This window comes from Nonomuraea sp. NPDC003804 (assembly GCF_040610675.1).
In the GTDB taxonomy this organism is placed as follows: Bacteria; Actinomycetota; Actinomycetes; order Streptosporangiales; family Streptosporangiaceae; genus Nonomuraea.
The window spans coordinates 131,572-156,984 of sequence record NZ_JBEXMT010000018.1; the positions used below are offsets into that span (position 1 = coordinate 131,572).

18 protein-coding genes are annotated in these 25,413 nt (G+C 71.5%); 5 read left to right on the forward strand and 13 right to left on the reverse strand.

Annotated features, from left to right (window positions below):
• Positions 1 to 193 precede the first annotated feature (193 nt).
• Positions 194 to 1,447 carry a hypothetical protein gene (locus ABZX22_RS24820; protein ID WP_354913107.1) on the forward strand — a complete coding sequence of 418 codons (1,254 nt, stop codon included), beginning with the start codon at positions 194 to 196 and terminating at the stop codon, positions 1,445 to 1,447.
• 51 nt (positions 1,448 to 1,498) lie between these two features.
• Here the strand turns inward: ABZX22_RS24820 and ABZX22_RS24825 are convergent, their stop codons facing one another.
• The 3 genes from ABZX22_RS24825 to ABZX22_RS24835 all read right to left on the reverse strand — a co-directional run bounded on the left by ABZX22_RS24825 (position 1,499) and on the right by ABZX22_RS24835 (position 6,588).
• Complete coding sequence (locus tag ABZX22_RS24825; protein WP_354913109.1) at positions 1,499 to 1,963, reverse strand: hemerythrin domain-containing protein; 465 nt, start codon at positions 1,961 to 1,963, stop codon at positions 1,499 to 1,501.
• A 213-nt stretch (positions 1,964 to 2,176) separates the two neighbouring features.
• Positions 2,177 to 4,246, reverse strand: a complete 2,070-nt coding sequence (locus ABZX22_RS24830) for an AAA family ATPase (protein ID WP_354913111.1) — start codon at positions 4,244 to 4,246, stop codon at positions 2,177 to 2,179.
• A complete protein-coding gene (locus ABZX22_RS24835; RefSeq protein WP_354913113.1) occupies positions 4,243 to 6,588 on the reverse strand; it encodes a LuxR C-terminal-related transcriptional regulator in 2,346 nt (781 codons plus the stop codon). The genes ABZX22_RS24830 and ABZX22_RS24835 overlap by 4 nt, the downstream gene beginning before the upstream one ends.
• Positions 6,589 to 6,858: 270 nt before the next feature.
• On the opposite strand from ABZX22_RS24835, the gene ABZX22_RS24840 reads away from it, so the two are divergent.
• Complete coding sequence (locus ABZX22_RS24840; protein ID WP_354913115.1) at positions 6,859 to 9,162, forward strand: LuxR C-terminal-related transcriptional regulator; 2,304 nt, start codon at positions 6,859 to 6,861, stop codon at positions 9,160 to 9,162.
• Between the two features lie 163 nt (positions 9,163 to 9,325).
• Here ABZX22_RS24840 and ABZX22_RS24845 read toward each other — a convergent pair whose 3' ends face one another.
• From ABZX22_RS24845 to ABZX22_RS24870, 6 genes are all read right to left on the reverse strand, one after another.
• Entirely contained in the window at positions 9,326 to 9,748 is a 423-nt protein-coding gene (locus tag ABZX22_RS24845; protein ID WP_354913117.1) for a hypothetical protein, read from the reverse strand.
• Positions 9,745 to 9,939, reverse strand: a complete 195-nt coding sequence (locus tag ABZX22_RS24850; protein WP_354913119.1) for a DUF5999 family protein — start codon at positions 9,937 to 9,939, stop codon at positions 9,745 to 9,747. Before ABZX22_RS24850 ends, ABZX22_RS24845 begins: the two co-directional genes overlap by 4 nt.
• Before the next feature lie 166 nt (positions 9,940 to 10,105).
• The gene (locus ABZX22_RS24855) at positions 10,106 to 10,330 is read right to left on the reverse strand and encodes a hypothetical protein (RefSeq protein ID WP_354913121.1); all 225 of its coding nucleotides are present in this window, start codon (positions 10,328 to 10,330) and stop codon (positions 10,106 to 10,108) included.
• On the reverse strand, positions 10,317 to 10,565 hold the full coding sequence (locus ABZX22_RS24860) for a DUF6400 family protein (protein ID WP_354913122.1): 249 nt from the start codon (positions 10,563 to 10,565) through the stop codon (positions 10,317 to 10,319). Before ABZX22_RS24860 ends, ABZX22_RS24855 begins: the two co-directional genes overlap by 14 nt.
• Positions 10,566 to 10,779: 214 nt before the next feature.
• On the reverse strand, positions 10,780 to 11,235 hold the full coding sequence (locus tag ABZX22_RS24865) for an ATP-binding protein (protein WP_354913124.1): 456 nt from the start codon (positions 11,233 to 11,235) through the stop codon (positions 10,780 to 10,782).
• Between the two features lie 239 nt (positions 11,236 to 11,474).
• Complete coding sequence (locus ABZX22_RS24870) at positions 11,475 to 13,241, reverse strand: thiamine pyrophosphate-binding protein (protein WP_354913125.1); 1,767 nt, start codon at positions 13,239 to 13,241, stop codon at positions 11,475 to 11,477.
• 390 nt (positions 13,242 to 13,631) lie between these two features.
• On the opposite strand from ABZX22_RS24870, the gene ABZX22_RS24875 reads away from it, so the two are divergent.
• Entirely contained in the window at positions 13,632 to 18,086 is a 4,455-nt protein-coding gene (locus ABZX22_RS24875; RefSeq protein ID WP_354913126.1) for a cation-translocating P-type ATPase, read from the forward strand.
• A 373-nt stretch (positions 18,087 to 18,459) separates the two neighbouring features.
• On the opposite strand, the gene ABZX22_RS24880 is transcribed toward ABZX22_RS24875, so the two are convergent.
• Positions 18,460 to 19,476, reverse strand: a complete 1,017-nt coding sequence (locus ABZX22_RS24880; protein WP_354913129.1) for a TetR/AcrR family transcriptional regulator — start codon at positions 19,474 to 19,476, stop codon at positions 18,460 to 18,462.
• A gap of 230 nt (positions 19,477 to 19,706) precedes the next feature.
• Between ABZX22_RS24880 and ABZX22_RS24885 the strand changes: the two genes are divergently transcribed.
• Positions 19,707 to 20,345: a hypothetical protein gene (locus tag ABZX22_RS24885; RefSeq protein ID WP_354913131.1), complete on the forward strand. Its 639-nt coding sequence runs from the start codon at positions 19,707 to 19,709 to the stop codon at positions 20,343 to 20,345.
• A gap of 352 nt (positions 20,346 to 20,697) precedes the next feature.
• Here ABZX22_RS24885 and ABZX22_RS24890 read toward each other — a convergent pair whose 3' ends face one another.
• On the reverse strand, positions 20,698 to 20,994 hold the full coding sequence (locus tag ABZX22_RS24890; protein ID WP_354913133.1) for a hypothetical protein: 297 nt from the start codon (positions 20,992 to 20,994) through the stop codon (positions 20,698 to 20,700).
• Between the two features lie 356 nt (positions 20,995 to 21,350).
• Here ABZX22_RS24890 and ABZX22_RS24895 point away from each other — a divergent pair, with 356 nt between their 5' ends.
• Positions 21,351 to 23,489 (forward strand): alpha-L-fucosidase, encoded by a 2,139-nt coding sequence (locus ABZX22_RS24895; RefSeq protein WP_354913135.1) that lies wholly within the window; start codon positions 21,351 to 21,353, stop codon positions 23,487 to 23,489.
• Positions 23,490 to 23,553: 64 nt separating this feature from the next.
• Here ABZX22_RS24895 and ABZX22_RS24900 read toward each other — a convergent pair whose 3' ends face one another.
• The gene (locus ABZX22_RS24900; protein ID WP_354913137.1) at positions 23,554 to 24,291 is read right to left on the reverse strand and encodes a dienelactone hydrolase family protein; all 738 of its coding nucleotides are present in this window, start codon (positions 24,289 to 24,291) and stop codon (positions 23,554 to 23,556) included.
• A gap of 219 nt (positions 24,292 to 24,510) precedes the next feature.
• Entirely contained in the window at positions 24,511 to 25,359 is an 849-nt protein-coding gene (locus tag ABZX22_RS24905; protein WP_354913139.1) for a DUF899 domain-containing protein, read from the reverse strand.
• Positions 25,360 to 25,413 lie beyond the last annotated feature (54 nt).

Below are 25,413 nucleotides of genomic sequence, written 5' to 3' on the forward strand. Positions count from 1 at the left end.
AGCGACGATTGGGAAATTTGTGGTTCCCGATCGTCGCGCGCGCGTGATCTCCCGTTACGTCTGAGCGTGATCGGCATGTCGCGCACCCACGGCCACGGACGCGGACATGGCGCCGGCCCACATTGACCCGGCCGCCTCGATCCGGCGAGATGAGCTCACCTGTCCCTGCACGATCGGTTCTGGGAGATGTGAGATGATGCGACGTCCTTGGGGACGAACCGCCACCGCTTTAGCGCTGGTGGCGACAGCGGTGTTCACGGCGCCGGCCGCGCCCGCGGCGGCCGTGGCCGGACCGGTCACGCTGGAGGCCACCTACACGACCGGGCTGGAGAACGGCTGGGCGCAGGTCGAGCGCTACCGGGACGCCTCCAGCGGGTTCCAGGCCGAGACCTATCCCCCTGACGGCCGCGGCGACCACACGGGCCAGACCAGGCGGCTGTTCGGCGACGTCGCCCGCCCGCACGCGTCGCGGTTCCTGCTGTACCACGCGCCGGGCTGGCAGACCGGCGCCAAGGCCACCCCTGTGCTGCTGGTCCACGGCGCCAACCAGACCGCCGACCTGGCCTGGGCCAACCCCGACGCCCGCGGCTCGTACGGCTGCGGCCAGGCGAGCTGTCCCACCACCGGACTCATGCAGCACCTCAGCGGCCAGGGCTACAAGGTGTTCGCGATCGGCTTCCCGCACGTCACGGGCGACGGCTACTACTGGGCGGAGCAGATCCACGACGCCATCGCGCGGATCAAGGCCAAGACGGGCGCGGCCCAGGTCGATGTGATCGGCTGGTCCAAGGGGGCGTTCAACGCGCGCATGTACGTCTCGTCGCTGCGCCGCTCGTGGGGCACGGCCTACGCGGGAGACGTGCGCAAGCTCGTTCTCGTGGGCGGTCCGAACAAGGGCTTCGACTGGGGCTACCGGCACGGCTGGACCCACGATTTCGCGATATTTCCGGAATGCGGAGGGTCGTTGAACGCGCCCGCCCCGCACACCCAGATGGTCTGCTACGGCCTCTGGCGCAACCACCCCGAACTGAGCTACGAGGGCGACGCCTACCCGGGCTCGGACGACATGCTCTACCGCTGGGACGACGTCTACCCGCTGCCCGCCGCCGAGCAGGACTGGTACACCACCTACTACGGCGGCACCGGCTTCTACACCGCCGGCCGCGGCATCCAGTACGCCATCGACAGGGGCTCGCTGGTCCGGCCGCTGATCGACGCCGGCACCCCGGCGGGCGTGCCGGTCTACCAGCTCTGCGGCAACTCTCCCGACATGGCGCTGCTGCACAACGAGCACACCGGCCCGTCGGACGGCGCGGTGTTCGTCGCCAGCTGCGCCGCCCCCGACGGCGTGGCCAACCGGGCCGCCGCCGTGACCCTGCCCCTCAACCACCTCAAGCTCGGCTGGGCCACCAACGCCATGGGCCAGATCACCACCTGGCTCGGCTGAGACGGCGCGGCGTGCCGTACCCCGGCCCGGGGTACAGGTCGGCACGGCACGTCACTCGCCGCCGATGTCGATCTCGTAGGCCTGGTAGAGCAGGTCCGCCCCCCGCCGCCGGTGACGGCCCAGCGCCGTCACCACCGCGGTCAGCCGCTGCCTCAGCCGCTCCACGGCCGGCTCGTCGCCGGGCGCCGCCAGCTCGTCCTGCGCGGCGGCGAGCTGCGCGGCGATCTCGAGATGCTCCCGGTGCAGCCGGCGCAGCATGCCGTCCAGCCGCGGCGCCGCCGTACGGACCTCGTCGAAGAGCCCCTCGGGCCCCTCCACGATCGAGATGTGCGCGTCGAACGCCTCCCGCATCCTGGCCAGGACCGGTGTCAGCTCATGCGCCCACTCGGCGGCCCGGCCGGCCGGCGGGACGGCCAGGGCGCGGTCGAGTTCCTCGGCGGCGCGGCGCAGATGGGCGCGACGTTTGCGGAGCGTCGCGAGCTCCTCCTCCGGAGGAGTGACGGGATTCTCGGACATGGTCTCTACTCGATCGCGCATTGCCACGGCCCGAGCCGTATGCGGATGTCTTCCACCGTACGACCGCGACCCACCGGCTGACCATGCCCTTCGCGCCGGGGCCCGCGCGGCGGCCGGTCCGCGAGGCCACGCGGGCGCCGTCAGATGCGGCCGACGGCGGGGCCGCACGGGCGCCCTCAGGAGCGGGCGGTCAGCCGGGCCGCGCGGGCACCGTCAGGAGCGGCACGATGTCCGGGCGTGCCTGGCCCCGTCGCGGAAGGCCGCGGCGAACTCCCGCTCCCCCAGCTCCTGGCGGGTTCGCTCGACGCAGCGCTCGTGCCACGTCGCCTGGTACCAGAGCCGGGTCGGCGAGGAGTCCACCGCCTGCCACAACGTGTGCGCCGCCCCCAGCATCCTGGCCGCCCGCCGGTGGTCGCCCCTGGCGCAGGCCGTCCATGCCAGCAGTTCCAGGCACTGGGTCAGGCCCCAGCGGTCGTTGACCTCCCTGGTGAACTCGGCGGCCTCGCTCGCCAGCGCCTCGGCGCGGTGCCAGTCGTCCAGGTTCCACGCGGCGATGGCGAGCGACAGCTGGGCATAGGCGCGCCACAGGATCGCGCCATGGGCCTCGCACAGCGCCAGCACCTCCTCGCCGATCACCGCCGCTCGCGCCGGGTCCTCCATCGAGCCGTAGGCGGCCGTGTAGTAGAGGTCGACGGTCACGCCGGCGAGGTCGCCGGCGGCGCGGTGGATGGCCAGGGCCTGCTCCATGAGCGCCTGGCCGCGTCGCGCGTCGCCGGTGGAGAAGGCGGCCAGGCCGGAGGCCCGCAGGACGAGCGGCAGGACGCTCTCGTTGCCCGCCTGCTCTGCCATGGATCGGCACTCCTCGAGTCTCGGCGTCGCCGCGTCCAGGTTGCCCTGCCGCAGGGCCAGCATGCTGTCCGTGCACAGCGCGATCGCTCGGGTGCGGCCCGCGCCGGATACCTGGTCAAGGCCGCGCCGCAGCCAGTACCGTCCCTCTGTGGGGGAACCGGCGAGCATCCAGTAGCTCCACATCGACGAGGCGATGTCGAGGGCCGTCGCCGCCGTGCCCGGCGCGCTCAGGCACAGCTCGAGCGCGACACGCACATTGGGCAACTCGCGGCCCAGGAAGCGGTAGCGGTCGAGCTGGTCGGGAACGAGCCGGTCGATCCGCCGCCCTTCCGTCACGTCCCGGTAGTGGTCGATGTACCGGCCGCGCAGCGCCGTCGCCTCCGCGGGCTCCAGCCGCTCCGCGCCGTAGGCGCGGATGCTCTCCAGCATGCGGTACCTGACCCCGGCCTCCCCGTGCTCGGTCACCAGGACGGACTTGTCCACCAGCCCGGCCACCAGGTCGATGACCTCGACGGGGTCGATCCCGTCGCCCGCGCAGACCGCCTCGGCCGTGTCGAGGTCGGCGCCGCCGGCGAACATCGACATCCGCGCCCACAGCCGCTGCTCTGCCGGTGAGCACAGCTCGAAGCTCCAGTCCATGGTCGCGCGAAGCGTCCGATGGCGTGGCAGCGCGCTCGGGCTGCCCTCCGCCGGCACGTCGAAACGCTCCTCCAGCTCGCGGGCGAGCTGCTCCAGGGGCACCCTTCGCAGCCGCATCGCGGCCAGCTCGATCGCCAGCGGGATGCCCTCCAGGCGCCGGGCCAGCCGCGCCACGGCGGCCGCGTTGCCCGTGTCCAGGGAGAAGCCAGGCCACACGCTCGCCGCGCGGTCCATGAACAGCCGTACGGCATCATGCCTGGCGATGTCGCGTGGCGGCAGGGCGCCGTCGTCCGGCACGGACAGGGAGGGCACCACCATGACCTGCTCGCCACCGACCGCCATGGCCTGGCGGCTGGTCGCCAGGATGCGCAACCGGGGCGCGCCGCGCAGCAGCAGGTCCACCAGGCGGGCGCAGTCCTCGAGCAGGTGCTCGCAGTTGTCCAGCACGAGCAGTATCCGCTTGTCCGCGAGGTAGTCCACCAGCATGGTCGCCGGATCGGGCCCGACGTCCCGCAGCCCCAGCGCCGCGGCCACGGTCGCCGCCAGCAGGTCACCGGCCTCCAGGGTGGCCAGCTCGACCACCTCCACGCCGTCCTTGTAGGCGCGCTCCAGCGACTCGGCGACCCTGAAGGCCAGCCGCGTCTTGCCGACGCCGCCCGTTCCTGTCAAGGTCAGCAGCCGGGTGCGGGACAGCATCCGCCGGGCCTCGGCCACCTCGTGCCGCCGCCCGACGAACCTGGAGGCCTCCGCCGGCGGGTCGGTCGTGGCCGCGCGTGCGCGCTCGGCCGGGCTCACGGCGAGCCTCCGGCCGGGCCCCGCTCGTCGCCTTCCTGCTCCTGCCGGCTGACCCAGGCGGCGATCTGCACGCGCGAGGTGAAGCCGAGCTTGCCGAGGATGTGTTCCACGTGCCCCTCCGCGGTACGCTGCGCGATCATCAGCGCCGCCGCGATCGCCTTGTTGCTCATGCCCTGCGCGACCAGCCGGGCGATCTCCATCTCCCTGCGGGTCAGCGGTGAGGACTTCGGCCGGGCCCCGCCCGCCGGCCGGTCCTCCCGCATCGCGTACTCCAGCGCGTCGGCCAGGGTGAGCCCCATGCCCCTGCGCAGGGCGGTCTCGAACGCCCTGGTGCCGAGTGTCCTCCTGGCCGCCAGCTCGCAGGCGTCATGGTGGTCGGCCAGGTAGCCGAACAGCGGCCCGCCGAACGAGCGCCAGATCTCCCGCAGCGCGCCCAGCAGCAGGGCCGCGCGCTCGGCTTCGCCGTCGCCGCAGCTCGTCCAGGCCAGAACCTCGATGCACAGCGCGACGCCCAGACGGTCGTCGAAGGGCTCCTTGAGCCGTACGGCCTCGCGTTCCATCGCGACCGCCCGCCGCGTGTCGCCCTGCTTCCACACCTCGATCCCGTACGTCCACAGCGCGTACGACCGGAACCAGTTCTCGCGGCGCGGCTCGCAGATCGCCAGGCACTCCTCGAACCTGTCGACCGCCTTGCGGGACTGGCCGAGCAGCGAGTGCACGGTGGCCAGATAGATCAACGAGTTGACGACGCCGATCGCGTCGCCCGTCCTGCGGCTGTGGTCCAGCGCCCCGCCGAGAAGGGTCAGCGCGCTGGGCAGATCCCGCTGGAGCAGGGCGGCGAGGCCGGCGACGTACATGGCGGCGCCCATGGTCGCCGGGTCGTCGAACCGGCGGGCCAGGTGCCGGCCCTCCCCCAGCAGGGTCGCGGCCGTCGCGAAGTCGCTCTGCAGGACGGCCAGCCGCGCCTCGACGCAGAGGGCACGGGCCCGGACCGGGGTCGGCCGCCGGTCGGCGGCGAGCAGGCGTTTGAACCAGCTCCGGCCCTCCTGCGGGGAGTCGGAGGCGATCCAGTAGAACCGCAGCGCCGCGGCGATGACCAGGCCGGAGGCCGCCTGTCCCGGAACCGCCAGGCAGTAGTCGAGGGCGGTTCGCAGGTTGTCGTGCTCGGTGCGCAGGCGCGCGTACCAGCTCACCTGGTCAGGGCCGAACCAGGCGTGGTGCGCCCGGACCGCCAGGTCCTGGTACCAGTCGCGGTGCCGGCGTCTGAGTGTGTCCTCCTGGCCGGCCTCGCGCAGCCGGTCCCTGCCGTACTGGCGGATGGTCTCCAGCAGCCGGTAGCGCGCGTGGGCGCCGTCCTCCTCCCTGATCAGGATGGACTTGTCCACCAGGCCGCACACCAGGTCGACGATCTCCTCCGCGGCGACGCCGTCACCGGCGCACACGCGCTCGGCCGCCTCGAGGTCGAGGCTGCCGGAGAAGACCGACAGCCGCGCCCAGAGCCGCTGCTCCTGCTCGGTGCACAGGGTGTGGCTCCAGTCGATCAGGGCGCGCAGCGTGCGCTGGCGGGGCAGCAGCACCCGCGATCCCGTGGTGAGCAGCTGGAAGCGGTCCTCCAGCCGGGCCAGCAGCTGGTGCACGGAGACCACCCGCAGCCGGACGGCCGCCAGCTCGATGGCCAGCGGGATGCCGTCCAGGCTCCGGCAGATCCGGAGCACGGCCTCCCAGTTGTCGTCGGTGATCCCGAAGCCGGGCGCGACCGCCCCGGCCCGCTCGACGAACAGCCGCACCGCGTCGGACTGCTCCATCGACTCCCTCGACAGGCGCTCGATGTCGCCGTCGGGCACCGGCAGCGACGGCACGACCATCGTCTGCTCCCCCGCGACGCCGAGCACCTGCCGGCTGGTGGCGAGGATCCGCAGGCCGGGCGCGGCGCGCGCCAGCGTCTCGGCCGCGACGGCGCACTCGTGCAGCAGGTGCTCGCAGTTGTCCAGGACCATCAGCATCTGCTTGTCGCGCAGGTGGCCGGTCAGCACCTCGATCGGCGGTCTGGTGGACAGGTTCGCGATCCCGAAGGACTCGATGAGGGTCTGGACGAGCAGGTCGGGCGACTCCAGCGCGGCCAGCTCGATCACGCACACGCCGTCGCGGAACGCGCGCCGTACGTCGGCGGCGACCCGCCGGGCCAGCCTGGTCTTGCCGACGCCGCCCACGCCGACGAGGGTCACCAGCCTGGAGCCTGCCAGCAGCCGTTTGACCTCGGCTATCTCGCGCCGACGGCCCACGAAGCTGGTCAGCTCGGCCGGCAACCCGCGCGTCTGCGAACCCTTGGACGCCACCCCCATGCGTGCTCACCCGCTCGGATCCGTCGAGGCACCCGTGCCGTCGGGACGGGAGCCGACGAAACCCAGATTACGCCTGGGCCATTTTCGGCATGCTTTTACCCTTCTGTAATGAATGGCCACAAGGATCCTGAGGGTGCGGACCGCTGAGGCCCTGCGCACGACCTGAACGATGACGGCTACGGCCGCGCTCCAGCGGCGACGCAGCCGGCGAGGAAACCCATGACGACGAGCGCCTCCAGACGGCAGCAGACGGCGAGGTTGCCGGCAGAGGTGACCAGCTTCGTAGGCCGTCGGCACGAAGTGGCCGAGGTCAAACGGCGCCTGCCGCTGTCCCGCGGGGTGACCCTGACCGGTGCCGGCGGGGTCGGCAAGACCCGGCTGGCCCTCCGGGTTGCGCTCGACGTGGCCCGCGACTTCCGCGGCGGGGTGTGGTTCGTCGAGCTGGCCACGGTGGAGAGCCCGGACATGCTCGCGCAGAGCGTGGTCGAGGCGCTGGAGATCCGCGACCTCAGCCTCAGCTCGCCCATGGAGGTGCTCACCGACCACCTCAGGGACAAGCAGGCCCTGGTGATCCTCGACAACTGCGAGCACCTGGTGCACGAGTGCGCGGTTCTCGCCGAGACGCTGCTGCGCGCCGCGCCCGAGCTGAGCATCCTGGCCACCAGCCGGGAGTCCCTCGGTTTCGCCGGCGAGCAGACGCTGCCGGTGCCCACGCTCCCGCTGCCCGACAACGACGGCGCGGGAATGCCCATCGAGTCGCTGGCCAGGTGCGACGCCGTGTGCCTGTTCGCCGAGCGGGCCAGAGCCGTCCTGCCGTCCTTCGCCATCACCGAGGAGAACAGAGAGGTCGTCGCCCGGATCTGCCGGCGGCTGGACGGCCTGCCGCTCGGGATCGAGCTGGCCGCCGTCAGGCTGCGCGCCCTGTCCGTCAAGCAGCTGGACGAGCGCCTCCACGACCGCTTCCGGCTGCTGACCGGGGGCTCTCGGGCCGTGCTGCCGCGGCACCAGACGCTGCGCGCCCTGATCGACTGGAGCCACGCCCTGTGCTCGGAGAAGGAGCGGCTGCTCTGGGCCCGCGTGTCGGTCTTCGCCGGCGACCTGGACCTGGAGGCGGCCGAGGCGGTCTGCTCCGGCGACGGCATCGACCGCGACGAGGTGCTCGACCTGGTGTGCGGTCTGGTGGACAAGTCGATCCTGATCAGGGAGGAGCACGGGTCGCGGGCGCGCTACCGGCTGCTGGAGATCATCCGCCAGTACGGCATGGAGAAGCTCGCCGACACAGGCCGGCAGGCCACGCTGCAACGGCGGCACCGCGACCACTACCGCACGCTGGCGGCGCAGTCGCGAGCCCAGCTGTTCGGCCCGTCGCAGGTGGCGTGGTTCGACCGGCTGCGGCTGGAGCACGCCAACCTGCACACCGCGCTGGAGAACTGCTTCGGCGACCCCGAGGAGGTCTCCACCGGTCTCGACCTGGCCGCCGACCTGCTCTACCACTGGATCAGCGGTTACTGGCTGGGAGAGGGAAGGCGCTGGCTGGACCGGGCGCTGGCCGCCGCGCCCGAACCGAGCCAGGCGCGGGCACGGGCGCTGTGGACCGCCGGCTGGCTGGCGATCATCCAGGCCGACATCCCCGCGGCCAAGGCGATGCTCGAGGAGAGCCGGACGATCGCCGAGCGGCTGGGGCTGGACGCGACCCTGGCCTACGTCGAGCTCTACTGCGGGATGATCGCCATGTACGAGGGCGACGCCGAGTCCGCCATCACGCGCTACGAGGACGCGCTGGCCGGGCACCGCGCCGCCGGCGACCCCGTGGGCACGGCGCTGGCCCTCATCCGGCTGTCCCTGGCGTACTCCTTCCGCGGCGACTCCCCGCGGGCCATCGAGCTGGGCGACCAGTGCCTGGCCCTGTGCGACGCCCACAGCGAGGGCTGGCACCGGGCGTACATGATGATGGCGCTCGGCGTGGAGGTCTGGCGGCAGGGCGACCTCGCGCGGGCGACCGAGCTGGAGGCGACGAGCCTGGTCTTCAACCGCGCGCTCGACGACCCGCTGGGAGTGGGAATCAACCTGGAGGTGCTGGCGTGGATCGCCACCGCCGAGAAGCAGTACCGGCGAGCGGCCCAGCTGCTCGGCATCCTCGAAACCGTCTGGCAGGCGATCGGCGCACCACTGTCGGGGTTCGGGCATCTGTCCCACTATCACGACGAATGCGTGGAGAGCGTGCGCCAAGCCCTCGGCGACACGGCCTTCGACACCGCCGTCAAGCGCGGTGCCCGGCTCTCCTACGACGAGGCGCTCGCCTACGCCCTCCGCCAGGACCGGCAGCAGCAGGGCGACGAGCAGCCGGCCGCGGCCAAGTCGGCGCCACTGACGCCGCGGGAGACCGAGATCGCCCACCTCGTGGCGCAGGGACTGACCAACAAGGAGATCGCCGCCGCCCTGGTGATCTCCCAGCGGACCGCGGAGGGGCACATCGAACGCATCCTGAGCAAGCTCGGCTACCACTCCCGCGCCCAGGTCGCGGTCTGGGTGGCCGAGCAGGGCCACGTGGCCGGCGACGAGCCGTCCGGCTGACACCCTGCCACGCGGGCGGCGCGGTCGCCCAGCAGTGCTGTCACCCAGCCGGTCGCTCAGTAGGGCATCGGCCGTCCCGACGGTGTCCGCAGGTCCGGGGCGTGGGGGTCGGCCGACCTCCTCGTCTTGCGGATCCGGGTCTTGCGCACGGTCACGGTTCCCTTCAGATGAGTCCCGGTGCGGGAAGCTCGAACCAGACGACCTTCCCCTCGTCGGTCTGGGCGGTGCCCCAGCAGCAGGCCAGGTGGGCCAGCAGGAGGTGTTCGCGTTCGGCGCGCCGTCCCGAGGGCTCGGCGTGCTCGATCTCGCAGCGCAGGAGCCCGTCCTCGGCGGTGAGCGTGACCCTGACGGTGTCGGCGCTGTCCTGCAGCGCGCTGGTCACCAGCTCGCCCACCAGCACGTCGGCCACCGCCGCCTCGTTCTGCAGCCCCCACTGCACCAGCCGGGCGCGCGTCATGCGGCGGGCGCTGGGCACGGCTGACGACGTGGCCGTCAGCACCCAGGAGGCCCTGCGCTCGCCCGGCACGGCGCGGGTGAACAGGCCGTCGGCGAAGGCGAGGAAGCGGTTGGGGGTCATGAGCCTCATGCCGCGTGTCCGGAGCGCACAGGTCCGATGGCGATGCTCCGGCCGTCCGGCAGCAGCTCGCCGCAGTCGTCGAAGATGACGACCCCGTTGCACAGCAGCCCCCAGCCCTGTTCCGGGTGGAAGGCGACCAGGCGGGCCGCGTCGTGGTGCGGAGCGTCCGCCGGTGGACACGGCGGTTGATGCTGGCACATGGCTCGTTACCCCTCTCATGGCATTCGGGTTCGGCTGAGCTCATGTCTGGAACCAGCCTGCACCGCACGGCGCCACGAGCGAGACGGGATAAACCCCCGTATGGGTACCCGTAAGGCATAGGTAGGTACCTACGTAGCGGGTGGGGGTAGTGCCGGGGGCGGCCCGTCAGGAGGTGCCGCTCGCCCCGAAGTGGGTCTCGTGATCCCACACGTGCGTGCAGCCGGGGCACTGGAGGTGCAGCCGGCTGCCGGTGTTGCCGAGCAGGTAGCGCCAGTGCACCCCGCAGGTGCGTCCGCCGCGGCAGTCCCCGCAGTCGGTGCCGTCGAAGCACCGGGGGCAGGAGACCCATGCCCGGCGGCCCCGATCGGCCTGGGGGTCAATCGGCAACACGGCCCGGCGCCTTCCGCGGGAGGACCTCGGCGGCCACGAGCATGTCGTAGGTCTCCTGCTGCTGCCGGTCGAGCCCCGAGTAGAGGAGCGCGTACGCCTCCTCCTCCCCGCGCATCACCGCCAGGGGATCCCAGTTCGCTCCCAGCGCCGCCATGACCGCGGCCCGCCGGCGGGTCTCGTCCGCGGTGAGGTCGAACTCGAAGACGGCGTGTGCGCTGCTGCTGTCGTGGCTCATGGCGCGACTTTCCGGTGGGATGGCGGAGGCGGGCGGAATCGGGGAGGCTCCTCCTGGAGGGCCCGGGACGAAGGCTCAGCGCGAGGATCGGGAGGGGGTCGGCGACCACTCGGAGGCACGCTGAGGCAGGAGGCCCTCCCCGGGGAGGGGTATTGCCATTTGTATACCTTATGTCCGGATTTATGGTCAATTCATGACGTTGCCCGCGCCACGGTCATCCCCGGACCGGTTCCGTCCGGGTCCGGTCCGCGGTGGGGATCTCGAACCAGACGACCTCCCCCGAGTCCGTACGGCCGGTCCCCCAGCAGCAGGCCAGCGCATCGAGGAGGGCGCGCCCGTACCAGCCCTCAGCGGGAAGGAGAAGCGGCCCGCCGTCCTCGACCTCGCATCGCATGAGGCCGTCGTCGACCGTCAGGGTGAGCCGGACATGGCCGCCGGCGTGCCGTACGGCGTTGGTCACGAGCTCGCTGACCAGGAGCTCGGCGGCCTCCACCAGCTCCGGGAGCCGCCACAGCTGCAGCCGGACGCGGGTGAGATGCCGGGCGATCGGCACCGCGGTGGGCCTGGACGACAGGATCCAGAAGGCGGCAGGCGCGTCGTCGGCCGACCCGGCGCGCAGGGTCAGCGCGTCGGCGAGGCCCTGGACCTCGGTGCGGGACGTCGGTTTCACGCGGCGCCGTCCCGCGTGCGCGCTGGTGGCCGTTTCCGCTGACGGTACGACATGGTTCGCCCCCGGTTCTCCGCTGGATGCGCGTACGGCATGCCTGGCACGACATGTCCACGGGCGAGCATGCGACGCGGGCGGCACGACCGGCGAGGGGAGAAACCCGTATCCCGGTACCCGAATCGGGCAGCCGACCCTCCCCTTCGCGTGCGGCAGCCTCCCAGCGGTCAGGGGGGCGAGCGGGCTCAGTCGCCCAGCTTCTGGATGCGGTCCTTGAACAGCGTGGTGGCGATGGCCGCACGATGCGGCTGGCCCTTGACGAACGCCTGGGCGAACTTCACGGCCTGCTGGTAGCTCACCTTGCCCGGCATGGGCGGCTCGTTCGGATCGACGTCGACGTCGACCAGCGCGGGACCGTCATGGGCGAGGGCCCGCTCGACGGCGCCGCGCAGGTCGCCCGGCCTGGTGACCTTGGCGCCGAACCCGTGGCAGGCCGTCGCCCAGGAGGAGTAGTCGGCCCAGGGCTCGGCGTAGCGCACGCCGTGCTCGGGATAGCCGAGCACCATCTGCTCCCACAGGATCTGGCCCAGCGCGTTGTTGTTGTTGATCACCACCTTGACCGGCAGCCCGTGCTGGGCGGCGGTGAGGAACTCGGCCATGAGCATGGCGAAGCCGCCGTCCCCCACGTACGCGATCACCTGGCGGCCGGGGAAGGCGTGCTGCATGGCGAGGGCGTACGGCAGGCCGGGCGCCATCGTGGCGAGGTTGCCGGACAGGTAGAACCGCCGGTCGCCGCGGATCGTCCAGTGCCGGGCGGCCCACGTGGCGACGGTGCCGCTGTCGCAGGCGAGGATCGCGTCGTCGGCGGCCAGCTCGTCGAGGACGGACACCAGGTACTGCGGCGCGATCGGGTCGCGCTCCGGGTTCTCCAGCGCGCGCAGTTCGCGGCGCCACTTGTCCATCTTCTCCTGGTACTTCACCAGGTGACGGAGGTCGGTGCGCCGCTCCAGGAGCGGCAGCAGCGCGCTGAGGCCTTCCTTGGCGTCACCGACCAGGGGCACGTCCGTGGGCACCCTGGTGCCCGCGCGGGCGGGATCGACCTCCAGTTGCACGAACCTGGCCGTGCCGGGCTCGGGGAGGTGCTTGGTGTACGGGAAGTTCGTGCCGATCATGAACAGCACGTCCACGTCCTCCACCAGTTCCTCGCTCGGCCGGGTGCCCAGCAGGCCGAGCCCGCCGGTGGTGTACGGGGAGTCGTCCGGGACGACCGCCTTGCCGACGAGCGTCTTGATCACCGGCGCCGCCAGCGTCTCGGCGACGGCCAGCACCTCCTGCCTGGCGTGCAGCGCGCCGGCTCCCACCAGCAGGGCAGGGCGCTCGGCCGCGTTGAGCACCTGCGCGGCCCGCTCCAGGTCCTCCTGCCTCGGGACGCCGGGGGCGGGCAGGTAACACGGCGCGGTCCTGGGTGGGCGTACGGGGCCGACGTGCTTCCACGGATCGGCGGCGGCGTCGGCGACCTGGATGTCGTTGGGAACCGACAGGTGGGCCACCCCCCGCCTGGCGTAGGCGGTCCTGACGGCGATGTCCACCAGGGCCGGCAGCTGCGCCGGGTGGTAGATGACCATGTTGTACTCGGCGACGTCGCCGAACGCCTTGTCGAGGTGGACCTCCTGCTGGTAGCCGGTGCCCAGCACGGTCGTCTCCTGCATGCCGGTGATGGCCAGCACGGGCGCGTGGTCGAGCTTGGCGTCGTAGAGGCCGTTGAGCAGGTGCAGCCCGCCGGGGCCCGAGGTGGCCAGGCACACGCCGATCCTGCCGGTGGCCTTGGCGTACCCGGCGGCCATGAACGCGGCGGCCTCCTCATGGTGGACGAGGACGAAGCGCACCTTGTCCTGGTGCCGCCGCAGCCCCTCCATCAGCCCGTTGATGCCGTCGCCCGGCAGGCCGAAGACGGTGTCGACGCCCCACTCGGCCAGCCTCTCGATCAGTGTTTCCGAAGCGATTCGAGCCATGCGACGGCGCCTACCCGTCACCCGCTCGCCCATACGGCGCGCGGCGCGCCACGGTTGGCCACCCGCTCACCGGCAGGCCGGCACAAGGACCACGGGCCGGACCTGCGCAGGCCGCCCAGGAGGCGAAAGGAGCTCCTGGAGACGGCTTGAAGCAACCAAACGAGCTGTACGTCACCTATGACTGGAATGGGTAGATATGTAAGCGAAAGGGAGATGTGGAGCATCACGGTGTGTGCTCGCCCCCGGCCCCGCGCCGGGGAGGGGGAGGAGGAACGATGGTCGTCATCCCGGCACTCCCCGCTCGCGCACACCCGGGGTGAGCTCCGTTGCCCCGTGATCCCAGCGAGCCGCGCGCTCTCGCGGCTCGACGAACCGTTGCCGGGAGGGTGTATGGCATGGCTCGGCCTGCCCTCGGTTGACACGCTGCTCGACCTGGTCCCCGAACCGGTGCGCGGCTTCATTCCACGACCTCGCCGGGTACAGCCGTGCGCGGGCGGGGTCCGCATCGAGTTGCGGCGCGTCGGCGGGCCGGGAAGCGAGCGGTTCGCGCGCGCCCTCGAGGAGCGGCTGCGCGCGGCGGGCGCCGGGCGCGCCGAGGTGAACGGGGCGCTCGGCTGCGTGTTCGTCGGGTGTGACATCACCACGGTCGACATGGACAAACTCCTGGCGCTGGTGGAAGAGCTCGACACGGACGGGCGGACCCCCGGCACGACCGCGGACAAGACGGCGGACGACAGCGTGGACGGCAGCGCGGACGGCAGCGCGGACGAGAGCACTGACGACAGCGCGGAGGAGGGGCCGGCGGCCACCCGCGTGCTCGACGGCGTCGAACAGCAGGCCCGCGCCGCGGTCAGCCTCGGCCTGCACCTCGTCGGGGCCGGAGTGGCGCTGGCCGGCCAGGCCGCGCGCCTGCCGAGGCTGCACGCGGCGGTGCCGCCCTTCCTGGCGCTGGCCGAGGACACCCCGCGGATCCGCCACGAGCTGGAGCAACGCCTCGGCAAGCACGCCGTCGACACGGTGCTGACCGCGACCAGGGTCGTCTCCCAGACGCTGGCCGGGCGGCCCATGTCGCTGCTGGTCGACGCCGTCGCCGCGGCGGGCCGCTACGTCGACGCGCGGGCCGGGCTTCGGGCCTGGGCGCTGCGCGAGGAGGGGTTCGCCGCCGAGCAGGGCGCCTACCGCCATCTCAGGACAGCGGCGACCGCCCGCCCGGTTCCGCTCCCCCACGGGCCCGTCGAGCGCTACGCCGACGCGGCCAGCGCGGCCTCGGTGGTGGCGCACGGCGTGACCACGGCCATCAGCCAGGACCACCAGCGGGGACTGTCCGTGCTCATCACCGGGGCGCCCAAGGCCGCGCGCCTCGGCAGGGACGCCTTCACCAGCGCCACCCTGCGTGCCCTGGCGGGACGCGACACGATCGTGCTGGATCGCCACGCGCTGCACCGCATGGATCGCATCGACATGGTCGTCCTGGACGCCGACGTGCTCGCCTCCGGCGCCTGGACGGTCGACGGCGTCGTCCCGCTCGCCCAGGACGTGGACACGGACGACCTGCACGCCAGGCTCTACACCCTGCTCGACCTGACCGATCCCGCGGCCAGGTGCGAGCACGACGGGTGGACCGCCGTGCCGTACGAGGAGGCGGAGGGGCCGGTCGCGGCGGCCGTCGGGCCCGCCCGCCTGGCCGAGTGGCGCGAGCAGGGGATCCGGGCCGTCGTGGTGGCCGAGCGTGAGGTCCCGCGGGCCATGGTCGGCCTGGCCAGGGAGTTGCACCCGCTGGCCGAAGCCGTGGTCGCGGCGCCGGACGGCGTCTGCGAGGTGGTCCTGGCCGGCGGGGACACGGGCTTCGCCCGCCGGCTCGGTGTGGAACGGACCGTCGCCGGCGGGTCCCGGCTGGCCGCCTCGGTCCGCGCGCTCCAGCTCGAGGGGCACGCAGTGGCCGTGGTGTCCCAGCGCGCGCGCCGCGGCCTGAGCCAGGCCGACCTGGGCATCGGGGTGCTCGGACGGCTGCGGCGGGTCCCCTGGGACGCGGACGTGATCGGCGAGCTCGACGGGGTGCACCTGCTGCTCCAGTGCCTGCCGTACGCCAGGAAGGCGAGCACGCGAAGCGTGCGGGTGGCCGCCGCGGGAGCCGTCGCGGGGGCGGGACTGGCGTTCCTGGTGCCGCAGCCGGTCGCCGTCCGGCAGGCCCACCTGGTGCGCGACTGCACCTCCCTGGCCGCGCTGGTCGTCGGGGAGTGGGCGGGACGTCACGTGGAGCGCCGGCTGCCGCCGATCCAGGCCGACCACACGCCCTGGCACGCCATGGCGGTGCGCGACGTGCTGGCCCGGCTGCGCACCTCGCCCGGCGGCCTGACCGAGGCGGAGGCGGCCCGGCGCCGCCGGAAGGCGCCGCGACGGCAGGCGGCCGGCCCGACGTCCCTGGTGGGCGCGTCGCTGCACGAGCTGGCCAACCCGCTGACTCCGGTCCTGGCCGCGGGCGCCGGCCTGTCGGCCGTCGTCGGCTCGGCGCTGGACAGCGTGCTCATCGGCGGCGTGATGGTCGTCGACGCGCTCATCGGCGGCGCCCAGCGCCAGGGCGCCGACCGGGCGCTGCGCCGCCTCACCGAGGCCACCGCCGTGCGGGTACGGCTGCGCCGGCCCGGCGGCGGCCTGACGGGCGTCGCCGACGACCTGGTGCCGGGGGACGTGATCGAGCTGCGGGCCGGCGACGCCGTACCCGCCGACTGCAGGCTCATCCAGGAGACCGGCCTCGAGCTGGACGAGTCGGTCCTCACCGGCGAATCGCAGCTCGTCGCCAAGACGGCGGCGCCGACCGCGGCGCGCGCCGTCGCGGACCGCGCCTCGATGGTGTACCAGGGGACGACCGTCGCGGCCGGCCATGGCCTCGCCGTGGTCGTGGCCACCGACGAGGCGACCGAGGCGGGCAGGACCGCCAGAATGGCCCGCGAGCGGCCGCCGGACAGCGGGGTGGAGCTGCGGCTTCGCGAGCTGAGCAGCAGGATCCTGCCCGCCGCGGTCGGCTCCGGGGTGGTCCTGATGGTCGTCGAGATGGTTCGCGGCTCGCGCCTGGCGCAGGCGGTGGCGCCCGCGGTGAGCATGATGGTGGCCGCGGTCCCCGAGGGGCTGCCGTTCGTCGCCACCGTGGCCGAGCTCGCCTCGGCCAAGCGGCTGTCGGCGCGCAACACGCTCGTCCGCAACCCGTCGACGATCGAGGCGCTGGGCCGGGTCGACGTGCTCTGCTTCGACAAGACGGGAACCCTGACCGAGGGGCACATCAGCCTGCGCAGGGTGTCGAACGGGTGGTCCGAGGAGGCGCTGGAGGCGGCGACACCGGCGCTGCGGGAGATCGTCGCCGCGGCGCTGCGCGCGGGACCGCGGTTCGGCGGCGGGCGGGCCATTCCCCATCCCACGGACCGGGCCGTGGTGGAGGGGGCCGCCCGGCTTGGGGTCACCGCGCGGAACGGGCTGGCGCGCTGGGAGCGGGTCGACGAGCTGCCCTTCGAACCGGGGCGCGGCTACCACGCGGTCCTCGGCCTGTCGGAGTCCGGTCATCTGCTGAGCGTCAAAGGCGCTCCCGAGGTCGTGCTCACCCGCTGCGCCGACCTCGTCCGCGGGGGCCGGCGGGTCCCGTTGGACCCGGCGGCCAGGCGGGCGCTGGAGAAGGAGGTGGACCGGCTCGCGCTGCAGGGCTACCGCGTGCTCGCGGTCGCCGAACGGCCGGCCTCCAGCCGCGCCGACCTCGACGAGTCCCGCATCGAACGCCTTTCCTTCCTGGGTTTCCTCGGTCTGGCCGACCCCGTGCGGCCGACGGCCAAGCGCAGCGTGGAAGGACTGATGCGGGCGGGCGTCCGCGTGGTCATGATCACCGGTGACCATCCCAGCACGGCCGAGGCGATCGCCGCCGAGATCAACGCCCTGAACGGCGGGCGCGTCCTGACCGGCCCCGAGCTCGACGGCCTGGACGACGCGGCCCTGGGCGCGGCGCTGCCGGACGTGGCGGTCTTCGCCCGGGTCACCCCCGAGCACAAGGCGCGGATCGTGACCAGCCTGCGCCGAGCGGGAAGGGTGGTGGCCGTCACCGGTGACGGCGCCAACGACGTGCCGGCCATCCGGCTCGCCGACGTCGGTGTCGCCCTCGGACCCCGTGCGACTCCCGCCGCCAGGGCCGCCGCCGACATCGTCGTGATCGACGACCGCATCGAGACGATCATCGACGCGATCGTCGAGGGCAGGGCCATGTGGGGCTCCGTCCGCGACGCGCTGGGCATCCTGCTCGGCGGCAACATCGGAGAGATCGCTTTCACGCTTGGCTCGAGCCTGCTCACCAGGCGCAGCGCGCTGAACGCCCGACAGTTGCTGCTGGTCAACCTGCTCACCGACATGCTGCCGGCGATGGCGGTGGCCGTCCGGCCGCCCGGCGCCGCCAGTCCGGAGGCGCTGCTGGCGGAGGGGCCCGAGGCGTCGCTCGGCGCCGCGCTGACGCGGGACATCTACCTGCGCGCGGCCACCACGGCCGCGGCGGCGACCGCGGCCTGGATCCTCGCCCGCATGACCGGCACCCGCGGCCGCGCGGACACGGTCGGGCTGGTGGCCCTGGTCGGCGCCCAGTTGCTGCAGACGCTGGCGCTGGGCAGCAAGGACCGGGTGGTGGTGCTGGCCTCGGTGTCGTCGCTGGCGGCGCTGGGTGTGATCGTCTCGGTCCCCGGCCTCAGCCAGTTCTTCGGGAACCGGCCGATCGGGCCGCTCGGCTGGGGCATCGGGCTCGGCTGCGCGGCGCTCGCGGTGCTGCTGGCCACGGTGATCGAAAGCCTGGGGCGGAAACGTTCTGGACAGTTCACCTGACCGTCATCCGAACGACACCCGAACACGGAAATTTATAGCGGAATATGCCTATAACAGTGACTTTCTCCATGTGAGGTAGCAAGTGTCTGATTTCTTGGCGTCTCTGCTTGCCAAGGCCGCCTTCATGCTCGTGGAGGCGCTGATCACGCGCCTCGTCCAGGCCCTGATCGCGTCGATGACCCGACCGGCCGGCCTCCGGCTCGCCTGACACGCCGGTCCGGCCAGCAAGCACCAAGCGGTTCACGGACCGCGATGACACCCCACCAAGAACCGCCTCGAGCGCCGAGCCGACAACATCACCCCGTCCTCCGACCAGGTCCGCCTCCACCTGGCAGGCGGACCGTACGACCTTCGTCACGCAGCCGCCGCCGAGTCACACCGGTTTCGGCGGCGGGATGAGCAGACGGTCGAGCAGGAGGTGGAGGTACCTGCGGAAGTCGATGGAGGCTTTCCGATCATCGGGGCCGAGGCGGTTGCCCTCGTCGTCGAGTACGTCGCCGCAGCAGAAGCCTTCGACGCACCAGATCATCGTCCAGAGGACGTATCTGAAGTCGGGAGCGTCGTCGATGTGTCCTGCCTCGAGGGCGGGCTCGATGCTCTTGTGGATCTGGGCGTGCAGCGGCCAGACGTAGCGACGCTCGAGGTCGGTGACGTCCTGGGCGTCGAAGAGGCTGCGGTGCGCCCAGAGTGCGGGGATCTGCGGGTTGGTTTGGCAGAAGTCCAGATAGCTGTCGGCCAGCGCATGGATCATCTTGGGGGCGTCGGCGGGGGACAGCGGAGTGAATCGGGCCATGACCGCCTCGATCGCGGCGCGATCAGCCTCGTGGGCACGTTCCATGATGGTCAGGTAGAGGTCCCGCTTGCTCCCCAACAGGGAGGTCACCTTGGCGACCTCGAATCCGGCGGCCTCCGCTATCTGCTGAAGGGAAGTCCCGTCATATCCGAGAGCCGCGAACATGCGGGTCGCAATCTGCAGGATCGCCTCGCGCTGGTCGTCGGCAGCAGAGGTCATGAATCGGACGGTATGAATGGAATCCGGCACGGTCAACCATTTGACAGGCAAGGGCAGGCCATCTGCCGGCCAGTTCGTGGAGCATCGGCAACAGCCCAGCGAAGCGAGCGCGTTCGTGACGGCACCGCGGTCGTTGTAGTCGCCGATGTTGGTTCGACGGCCTCTCCGGTCGTAGCCGTGCATCGGCGCATCGACGGTGGCATACCAGGGCGTTGACCATCCCGGTGAGGGTCCTTGACGCGCTTGCCCGGCGGCGGCTGTTTCGCCGCCGCGGTGGAAAGCGGACGCTCGGCTACCGGGCAGGTTGACCTGCTGCCCGCCGGGACGCACCTCGCCCTGCGGCTCCGCGGTGAACAGCCCGGCGATGCCGTTACTCACCCAAGAGGCAACCTGGGATATGAATCCTGCCTCGTGGGGGGGTGACAGGTGCCGCTGGAAGAGGCGGCGAGCGGCGGTCGGAGCCAACGCCCGCGCCAGGAGGGCCAGGGCGGCGGCATCCGTGCCCTCATGCTTGGGCATGATGTTATGCGCCCAATGACGGTAGGTTTATGGCCTTGTCGAACCGTTGTCCAAGACAGGCGTGGCCTCACAGCGGGCATGGAGATGGAATGCATAAATTCATGAGAGGCATGGCCCCCTTGAGCGTTGCTGCGGTAATCGCTGTCGCGGCGGGCTGCGGACAGCGGGACGTCGTCGTCGCAAGCGGCTCCCCTACGTCCCCGGGCGCCAGGACTGAAGGCATGTCTCCTCAGCCCACGATCACCGCACCTCGTGCGAGGCGCTCGGCCTACTCCTTCGAATTGCAGAAGAGCGACTGGAGCGATCAAGATGCCAGCTCTTATAACGCACAGACAGAGCTCGCTGACGGTCGGCGGGTGGCGATGTTCTATGCCACTGACAAGGGTCTCATGGAGCAACACTTCGATCCGACAGATGGCGGATGGACCAGGCCCGTCCTGCTTTATCGAACGAAGGAACACCCGTGTCAGGGCATCGAATTGGAGGCCAAGGCGGGAACGGTTGCGGCTGTTGCCAACTGGGGTACCTATTGTTTTGACGGCGAACCCCCGCAGGAGTCCGTTGCCATAGTCGGCGCGAGCACACTCGAAAAGTGGGATACGCACCTTACCGAAAGCTTCGACGGCTGGGAGAAGTTCTCCATATCGAGTGACGGTGACGTTGTCATGTTTGTCAACGAAGCCTGGAAAAAAAGCCTTAGGTGGAGTCGATCCAAAGGTTTTTCGTGAGCAAACCCTTTTCATCCTTGTCGAAGGCGGGTGCGTGTCCCCGCTGGTGGTCATGAACTGGCCACCAGCGGGGGACTGGTCGAGCACGATCTTGGGCCTGTGTACGCAGGGCGTCTGCCACGGTCCTGCGACGGCTGCTCAGCACCGGGGAGCCCCCTGGAAAGCTCACCTGGCGCGTGAGACCTCCGTGCCCTCATCGCCTGGGCCGCAGATCAACCGATCGGATACGCCCTGGCGATCATCGTCAAGCGGCCCGGCGATGCACTCATGCAACCGCGAAATGACGTCCCGGCGCGGTGGGCGATCGACACCCTCCGCAGACCGCCCGAACTCATCACCTCCGGCAGGACCATCAGCCCGACCACATCCACCACCAGGGCGGTAACCGGCTCCGGCGCCCAAGCGACCGCACCGCGACTTTGGAATCGGCGTTCGGGAACCAAGCCGGCGCCGGCCGCTTGACGTCCAGGAAGAGTTCGTCGAGGGCGAGGCCCTTGCCGATGTCGGCGACCGGGGTGGCGCCCTGATGGCTGATCCGTCCCGGGGCGAGCCTGCGCCCGCCGCTGAGCACGACCCGCTCGCCTGCAAGGCGCGAGGTCCTGGAACGCAGGGAGTAGACGCCCGCCCGCAGCCGACCGGTCGCGGGCATGACCTCGTGTACGGCACGCTGTGTGATCGTCCTGAACGGGCGCCGCCTCGGGTGCCCGCGCGTCGTCGTCACCCTGCGTGGCCGCGGGGAAGACGGCGTTGGCCGCCGGAGCTCTCGGTGGGGTGAGGGCGGTCGGCCCGCTCGCGGCGCCCGCGTGGCGCGAGCAATGACCGCCAGGGCTCGCCGTCATGCACCGGGGCCTCCCGTCGTGGGACGACTCTCGTTTTGATCTGACCCTCTTGTGAAGGCGATGACACGGAGGTTACTTTTCATCCGATCAATCAACGTCTGGAGCCCCCCACATGAGGCGAAATCTCCGCTTAGCTCCTGCAATCAGCCTCCTTCTCATCGGACCTATGTGCGTCACGCAGCCGGTCGCCGCCGACACGCCGCCCGCGTACGAGCCCACGGTGGAGTCACTGAACAGCCACCCGGTGCCCCGATGGTTCAATGACGACAAGTTCGGCATCTTCATCCACTGGGGCGCCTACTCGGTGCCCGCGTGGGGACCGCGCGGCAGCTACGCCGAGTGGTACTGGAACTACATGAACGCGCGCGGGAGCGCGACGAACGCCCACCACAAGGCCACCTACGGCCAGGGCTTCGACTACGACACCTTCCTGCGGCAGTGGAAGGCGGAGAAGTTCGACGCGGCCGACTGGATCAAGCTGTTCAAGGACGCCGGCGCCAAGTACTTCGTCCTCACCTCCAAGCACCACGAGGGCATGGCCCTGTGGGACAGCAAGGTCAGCGGGCGTGACAGCGTCGACCTCGGGCCGGGCCGCGATCTGGCCAAGGAACTGTTCGACGCGGCGCGCAAGGACGAGGCCAAGCTGAAGGCCGGCTTCTACTACTCGCTCTACGAGTGGTACAACCCCGCCTACACCGGACGGCCGGCGACCAACCCCTACACGGGCGCGGCGATTCCCTACGCCGGAGCGCCGAGCGGGGTCGACTACGTCAAGGACTACATGCTCCCGCAGATGCGTGAGCTCATCGACGGATACGACCCGGACATCCTCTGGTGCGACGGCCAGTGGGAGAAGCCGGCCTCCTACTGGAACACCGCGGTGGTGCTGGCCGACTACTACAACAAGGCGGTCAAGAGCGGCAAGGAAGTCGCGGTCGCCAACCGGTGCAAGATCCAGAGCGGCAACCTCGACAGCCCCGAGCTGGACTTCCAGACCCCTGAGTACACCGTCAAACCGGACATCGACCCGGTCAAGTGGGAGTCCAGCCGCGGCATCGCGCACTCCTACGGCTACAACCAGAACGAGCCGGAGGAGGACCACCTGACCTCCGACCAGCTCGTGGACTCGCTCGTGGACATCGTCAGCAAGAACGGCAACCTGCTACTCGACATCGGCCCGAAGGCCGACGGCACGATCCCCGAGATCCAGCGGCAGCGGCTGCTGGACATCGGGGCCTGGCTCAAGGCCAACGGCGAGGCGATCTACGGCACCACGTACTGGAACCGGGCCGAGGAGAAGGGCGGCCCCGACGACGTCCGCTACACGGTGAAGGACGGCACCCTGTACGCCACGGCGCTGACCTGGCCGGGCGAGCAGCTCACACTGGGCGCCGACCTGCCGGTGAACCACAGCACCCGCATCACCATGCTCGGCTCCGGCGCGCCCCTGTCGTGGAGCCGCGACGAGCGGGGCCGCCTCGTGGTGGACACGCCGGAGCAGACCGGGAAGCACGCCTACGTCTTCAAGATCGAGACGCCGGGCGTGCGCAGCCTGCTGCGTACCTCCTCCAGCCTGGCCAAGGAGATCGCCGCCGATCAGACGATCACCGGTGAACTCACGGTCACCAACCCCGGCAAGCGGCACGCCCCTGCCACCGCGCTCTCCCTCACCGCGCCTCAGAGCTGGACGGCCACGCTCGGGGCGACCGGCGTGCGCCCGCTCGGCCCCGGCGAAAGCGTGACCGTGCCGATCAGCGTGCGCGCCCCGGCGGGAACCCCTCCCGGGGAGTACCCGCTTGAGCTGCGCCAGCGCACCGGACGCTTGGAGACCACCACCACCCTGCCCCTGACGGTCAACCGGCCCAACCTCTCGCTCGGCAAACCGGCCACGCAGAAGAGCACCGGCTACGACGCCCCGGCCTCCCGGGCCGTCGACGGCGACACCGACGGCAACTGGGGCGCCGGAACGACGACGCACACCGCCGAGCCGGAGAAGCAGGCCTGGTGGCAGGTCGATCTCGGCGCCTCGGCCGCGCTCGACAGCGTGGACATCTGGAACCGGCTCGACTGCTGCGCCGACCGGCTGAAGGACTTCTGGGTGATGGCCTCCGACCAGCCGTTCACCACCGACGACCTGGACCAGGCCCGCACCGCGCCCGGCGTGACCGCCGTGCACGTCAGCGCCCAGGCCGGGTCGCCGAGCAAGATCAAGCTGCCCGAGGGCACCAGAGGCAGGTACGTCAGGATCCAGCTCGCCTCGCCGTCCAACCCGCTGTCCCTGGCCGAGGTGCAGGTCAGAGGCTAGGACCCGGCTTCGTCAGGACCGAGCGGGCAGGACCGGCCTGTCCGCTCGGTACGGCCGGCCGGTCCTACCGGTGGTCGGCGACGTAGGTGTCGAAGAAGGCGAAGGTGCGCTGCCACGCGTCGTCGGCCGCCGCGCGGACGAGGCCGTGACGCAGCGGGAAGGCCGCCAGTTTCGCGACCGGGTGATGGCCGTCGGTCATGAACGAGTGACCGGCGCTCGGATAGATCTCGACGTCGTGCTCGATGCCGAGCGCCCGCATGTGCTCCTGCAGCCGCGCGCCCTGCGCCCGGAAGCCCAGGTCACGGCCACCGTAGGAGCCCACGACGGGACACACCGACCGCAGCTGTTCCTGGTCGCGGGGAACCACGCCGTAGTTCACCGACACGGCACGCACGCCGGGCGGCGCGCTCGCCGCATACGCGAGGGCGAACCCGCCGCCCATGCAGAACCCGATCACACCGAGCCGGTCGCCGTCGACGCCGTCGTGGCCGGCCAGCCATTGCCGGGTCGCGTCGATGTCGGCGGCCGGCCGGCCCGGCCTGCCGGTCGCGAGCTGGTGCATGGCCCGGGTCAGGCACCCGATCCTGCTCCCGTGGCTGTACAGATCCGGCAGGACGGCCGCGTACCCATGGGCGGCGAACAGGTCCACGACATCCAGCATGTCCGGTTCGACGCCGTAGGCCTCGTGCACGACCACCGCCCCCGGCCATCCGGCCGCCGGTGCCGGCCCCTCCGGCAGTGCCACCGTCGCGGCCAGCGAGCTGCCGTCCGGTAACGGGATGCGCGCGTGTTGTCTCCTCATGGGCAGCCCTCCGCCGACCCGGTCACAGGAGACGTAACGTAACAGGTCGTCACAGGTGCCGCGGAAGGCGGGCTTCGGCGGCCGCACCGTCATGTCGCTGCACGCCGGCGGTCGACGCGCGGCCGGGCGTAGCCCCTGCGCCGACACGGTCTCTTCGGCATCGGCCACGGCGCCGGAGCGGTCGACGACAGCGGGACATCGCCGCCCCGCCCTGGCCGCTCATCCCGGACAGCAGCACCCCGCCGACCCGCTCGATCCCGTCGTGCCCTCGCCCTTCGCGGCGCTGGGCCGGGAGTCGGTGGAGTCGGTGAAGCCGGGGCTGGTGGAGCCGGGGTCGTCCTTGCCGTCGTCGCCGGTGCCGGTGGCCGCGGCGATCTTGTCCAGCCATCCCTGCGCCGGCCCGGCGTCGTCGTACTCGTCGTGCCAGTTCCACCACTCGTACGGCCGGCTCTGCGGGTAGCCCTCGGGTGAGTCCTCCCACTCCTCCTGCCGTCCGAGCGCGGTCATGTCGAGGTAGCTCCAGGTGCTGCCCAGCGCCTCGTCCCCGCGGTTGTTGATGAAGTAGGTACGGAACACGCCGTCGCCGTCGCGGATGAACGCGTTCGTGCCATGCCATTCGTCCACGCCGAAGTCGGCGTCGAACGCGTCGGTCATGGTGTACCAGGGCATCGTCCAGCCCATCCGCGCCTTCACCCGCTCGATGTCCTGCTGCGGCGCGCGCGAGGCGAAGACGAGCGTGGTGTCGCGGGCGTTCAGGTGCGCGAGGTGGGCGACCTGGTCGGCCACCAGGGAGCAGCCGCGGCAGGCGTGGTCGGGCCAGCCGAACACGCCGGGCTCGAAGAAGGCGCGGTAGACGATCAGCTGGCGACGGCCCTCGAACAGGTCGAGCAGGCTCGCCCTGCCCCCGGGCCCTTCGAAGGTGTACTCCTTCTCCACCGCCAGCCACGGCATCCGCCGCCGCTCCGCGGCCAGCGCGTCCCGGGCGCGGGTCATCTCCTTCTCCTTCACGAGCAGCTGCTGTCGCGCTGCCTCCCACTCCTGCGGCGTGACGATCGGTGGGGTCTTCATCGTGCTCTCCTCCTTCTGGTTCGGGCCCACTCTCACGGGCCGAGCACGCGAGCC

What these genes read in the sequence shown, in the direction of transcription:
- ABZX22_RS24905 (WP_354913139.1), bottom strand. Translation starts at nt 25,359, where the DNA reads ATGAAGACCCCACCGATCGTCACGCCGCAGGAGTGGGAGGCAGCGCGA.
- ABZX22_RS24845 (WP_354913117.1), bottom strand. Translation starts at nt 9,748, where the DNA reads ATGAGGCTCATGACCCCCAACCGCTTCCTCGCCTTCGCCGACGGCCTG.
- ABZX22_RS24875 (WP_354913126.1), top strand. Translation starts at nt 13,632, where the DNA reads ATGGCATGGCTCGGCCTGCCCTCGGTTGACACGCTGCTCGACCTGGTC.
- ABZX22_RS24835 (WP_354913113.1), bottom strand. Translation starts at nt 6,588, where the DNA reads ATGGGGGTGGCGTCCAAGGGTTCGCAGACGCGCGGGTTGCCGGCCGAG.
- ABZX22_RS24885 (WP_354913131.1), top strand. Translation starts at nt 19,707, where the DNA reads ATGCATAAATTCATGAGAGGCATGGCCCCCTTGAGCGTTGCTGCGGTA.
- ABZX22_RS24900 (WP_354913137.1), bottom strand. Translation starts at nt 24,291, where the DNA reads ATGAGGAGACAACACGCGCGCATCCCGTTACCGGACGGCAGCTCGCTG.
- ABZX22_RS24890 (WP_354913133.1), bottom strand. Translation starts at nt 20,994, where the DNA reads ATGCCCGCGACCGGTCGGCTGCGGGCGGGCGTCTACTCCCTGCGTTCC.
- ABZX22_RS24895 (WP_354913135.1), top strand. Translation starts at nt 21,351, where the DNA reads ATGTGCGTCACGCAGCCGGTCGCCGCCGACACGCCGCCCGCGTACGAG.
- ABZX22_RS24825 (WP_354913109.1), bottom strand. Translation starts at nt 1,963, where the DNA reads ATGTCCGAGAATCCCGTCACTCCTCCGGAGGAGGAGCTCGCGACGCTC.
- ABZX22_RS24820 (WP_354913107.1), top strand. Translation starts at nt 194, where the DNA reads ATGATGCGACGTCCTTGGGGACGAACCGCCACCGCTTTAGCGCTGGTG.
- ABZX22_RS24860 (WP_354913122.1), bottom strand. Translation starts at nt 10,565, where the DNA reads ATGAGCCACGACAGCAGCAGCGCACACGCCGTCTTCGAGTTCGACCTC.
- ABZX22_RS24850 (WP_354913119.1), bottom strand. Translation starts at nt 9,939, where the DNA reads ATGTGCCAGCATCAACCGCCGTGTCCACCGGCGGACGCTCCGCACCAC.
- ABZX22_RS24870 (WP_354913125.1), bottom strand. Translation starts at nt 13,241, where the DNA reads ATGGCTCGAATCGCTTCGGAAACACTGATCGAGAGGCTGGCCGAGTGG.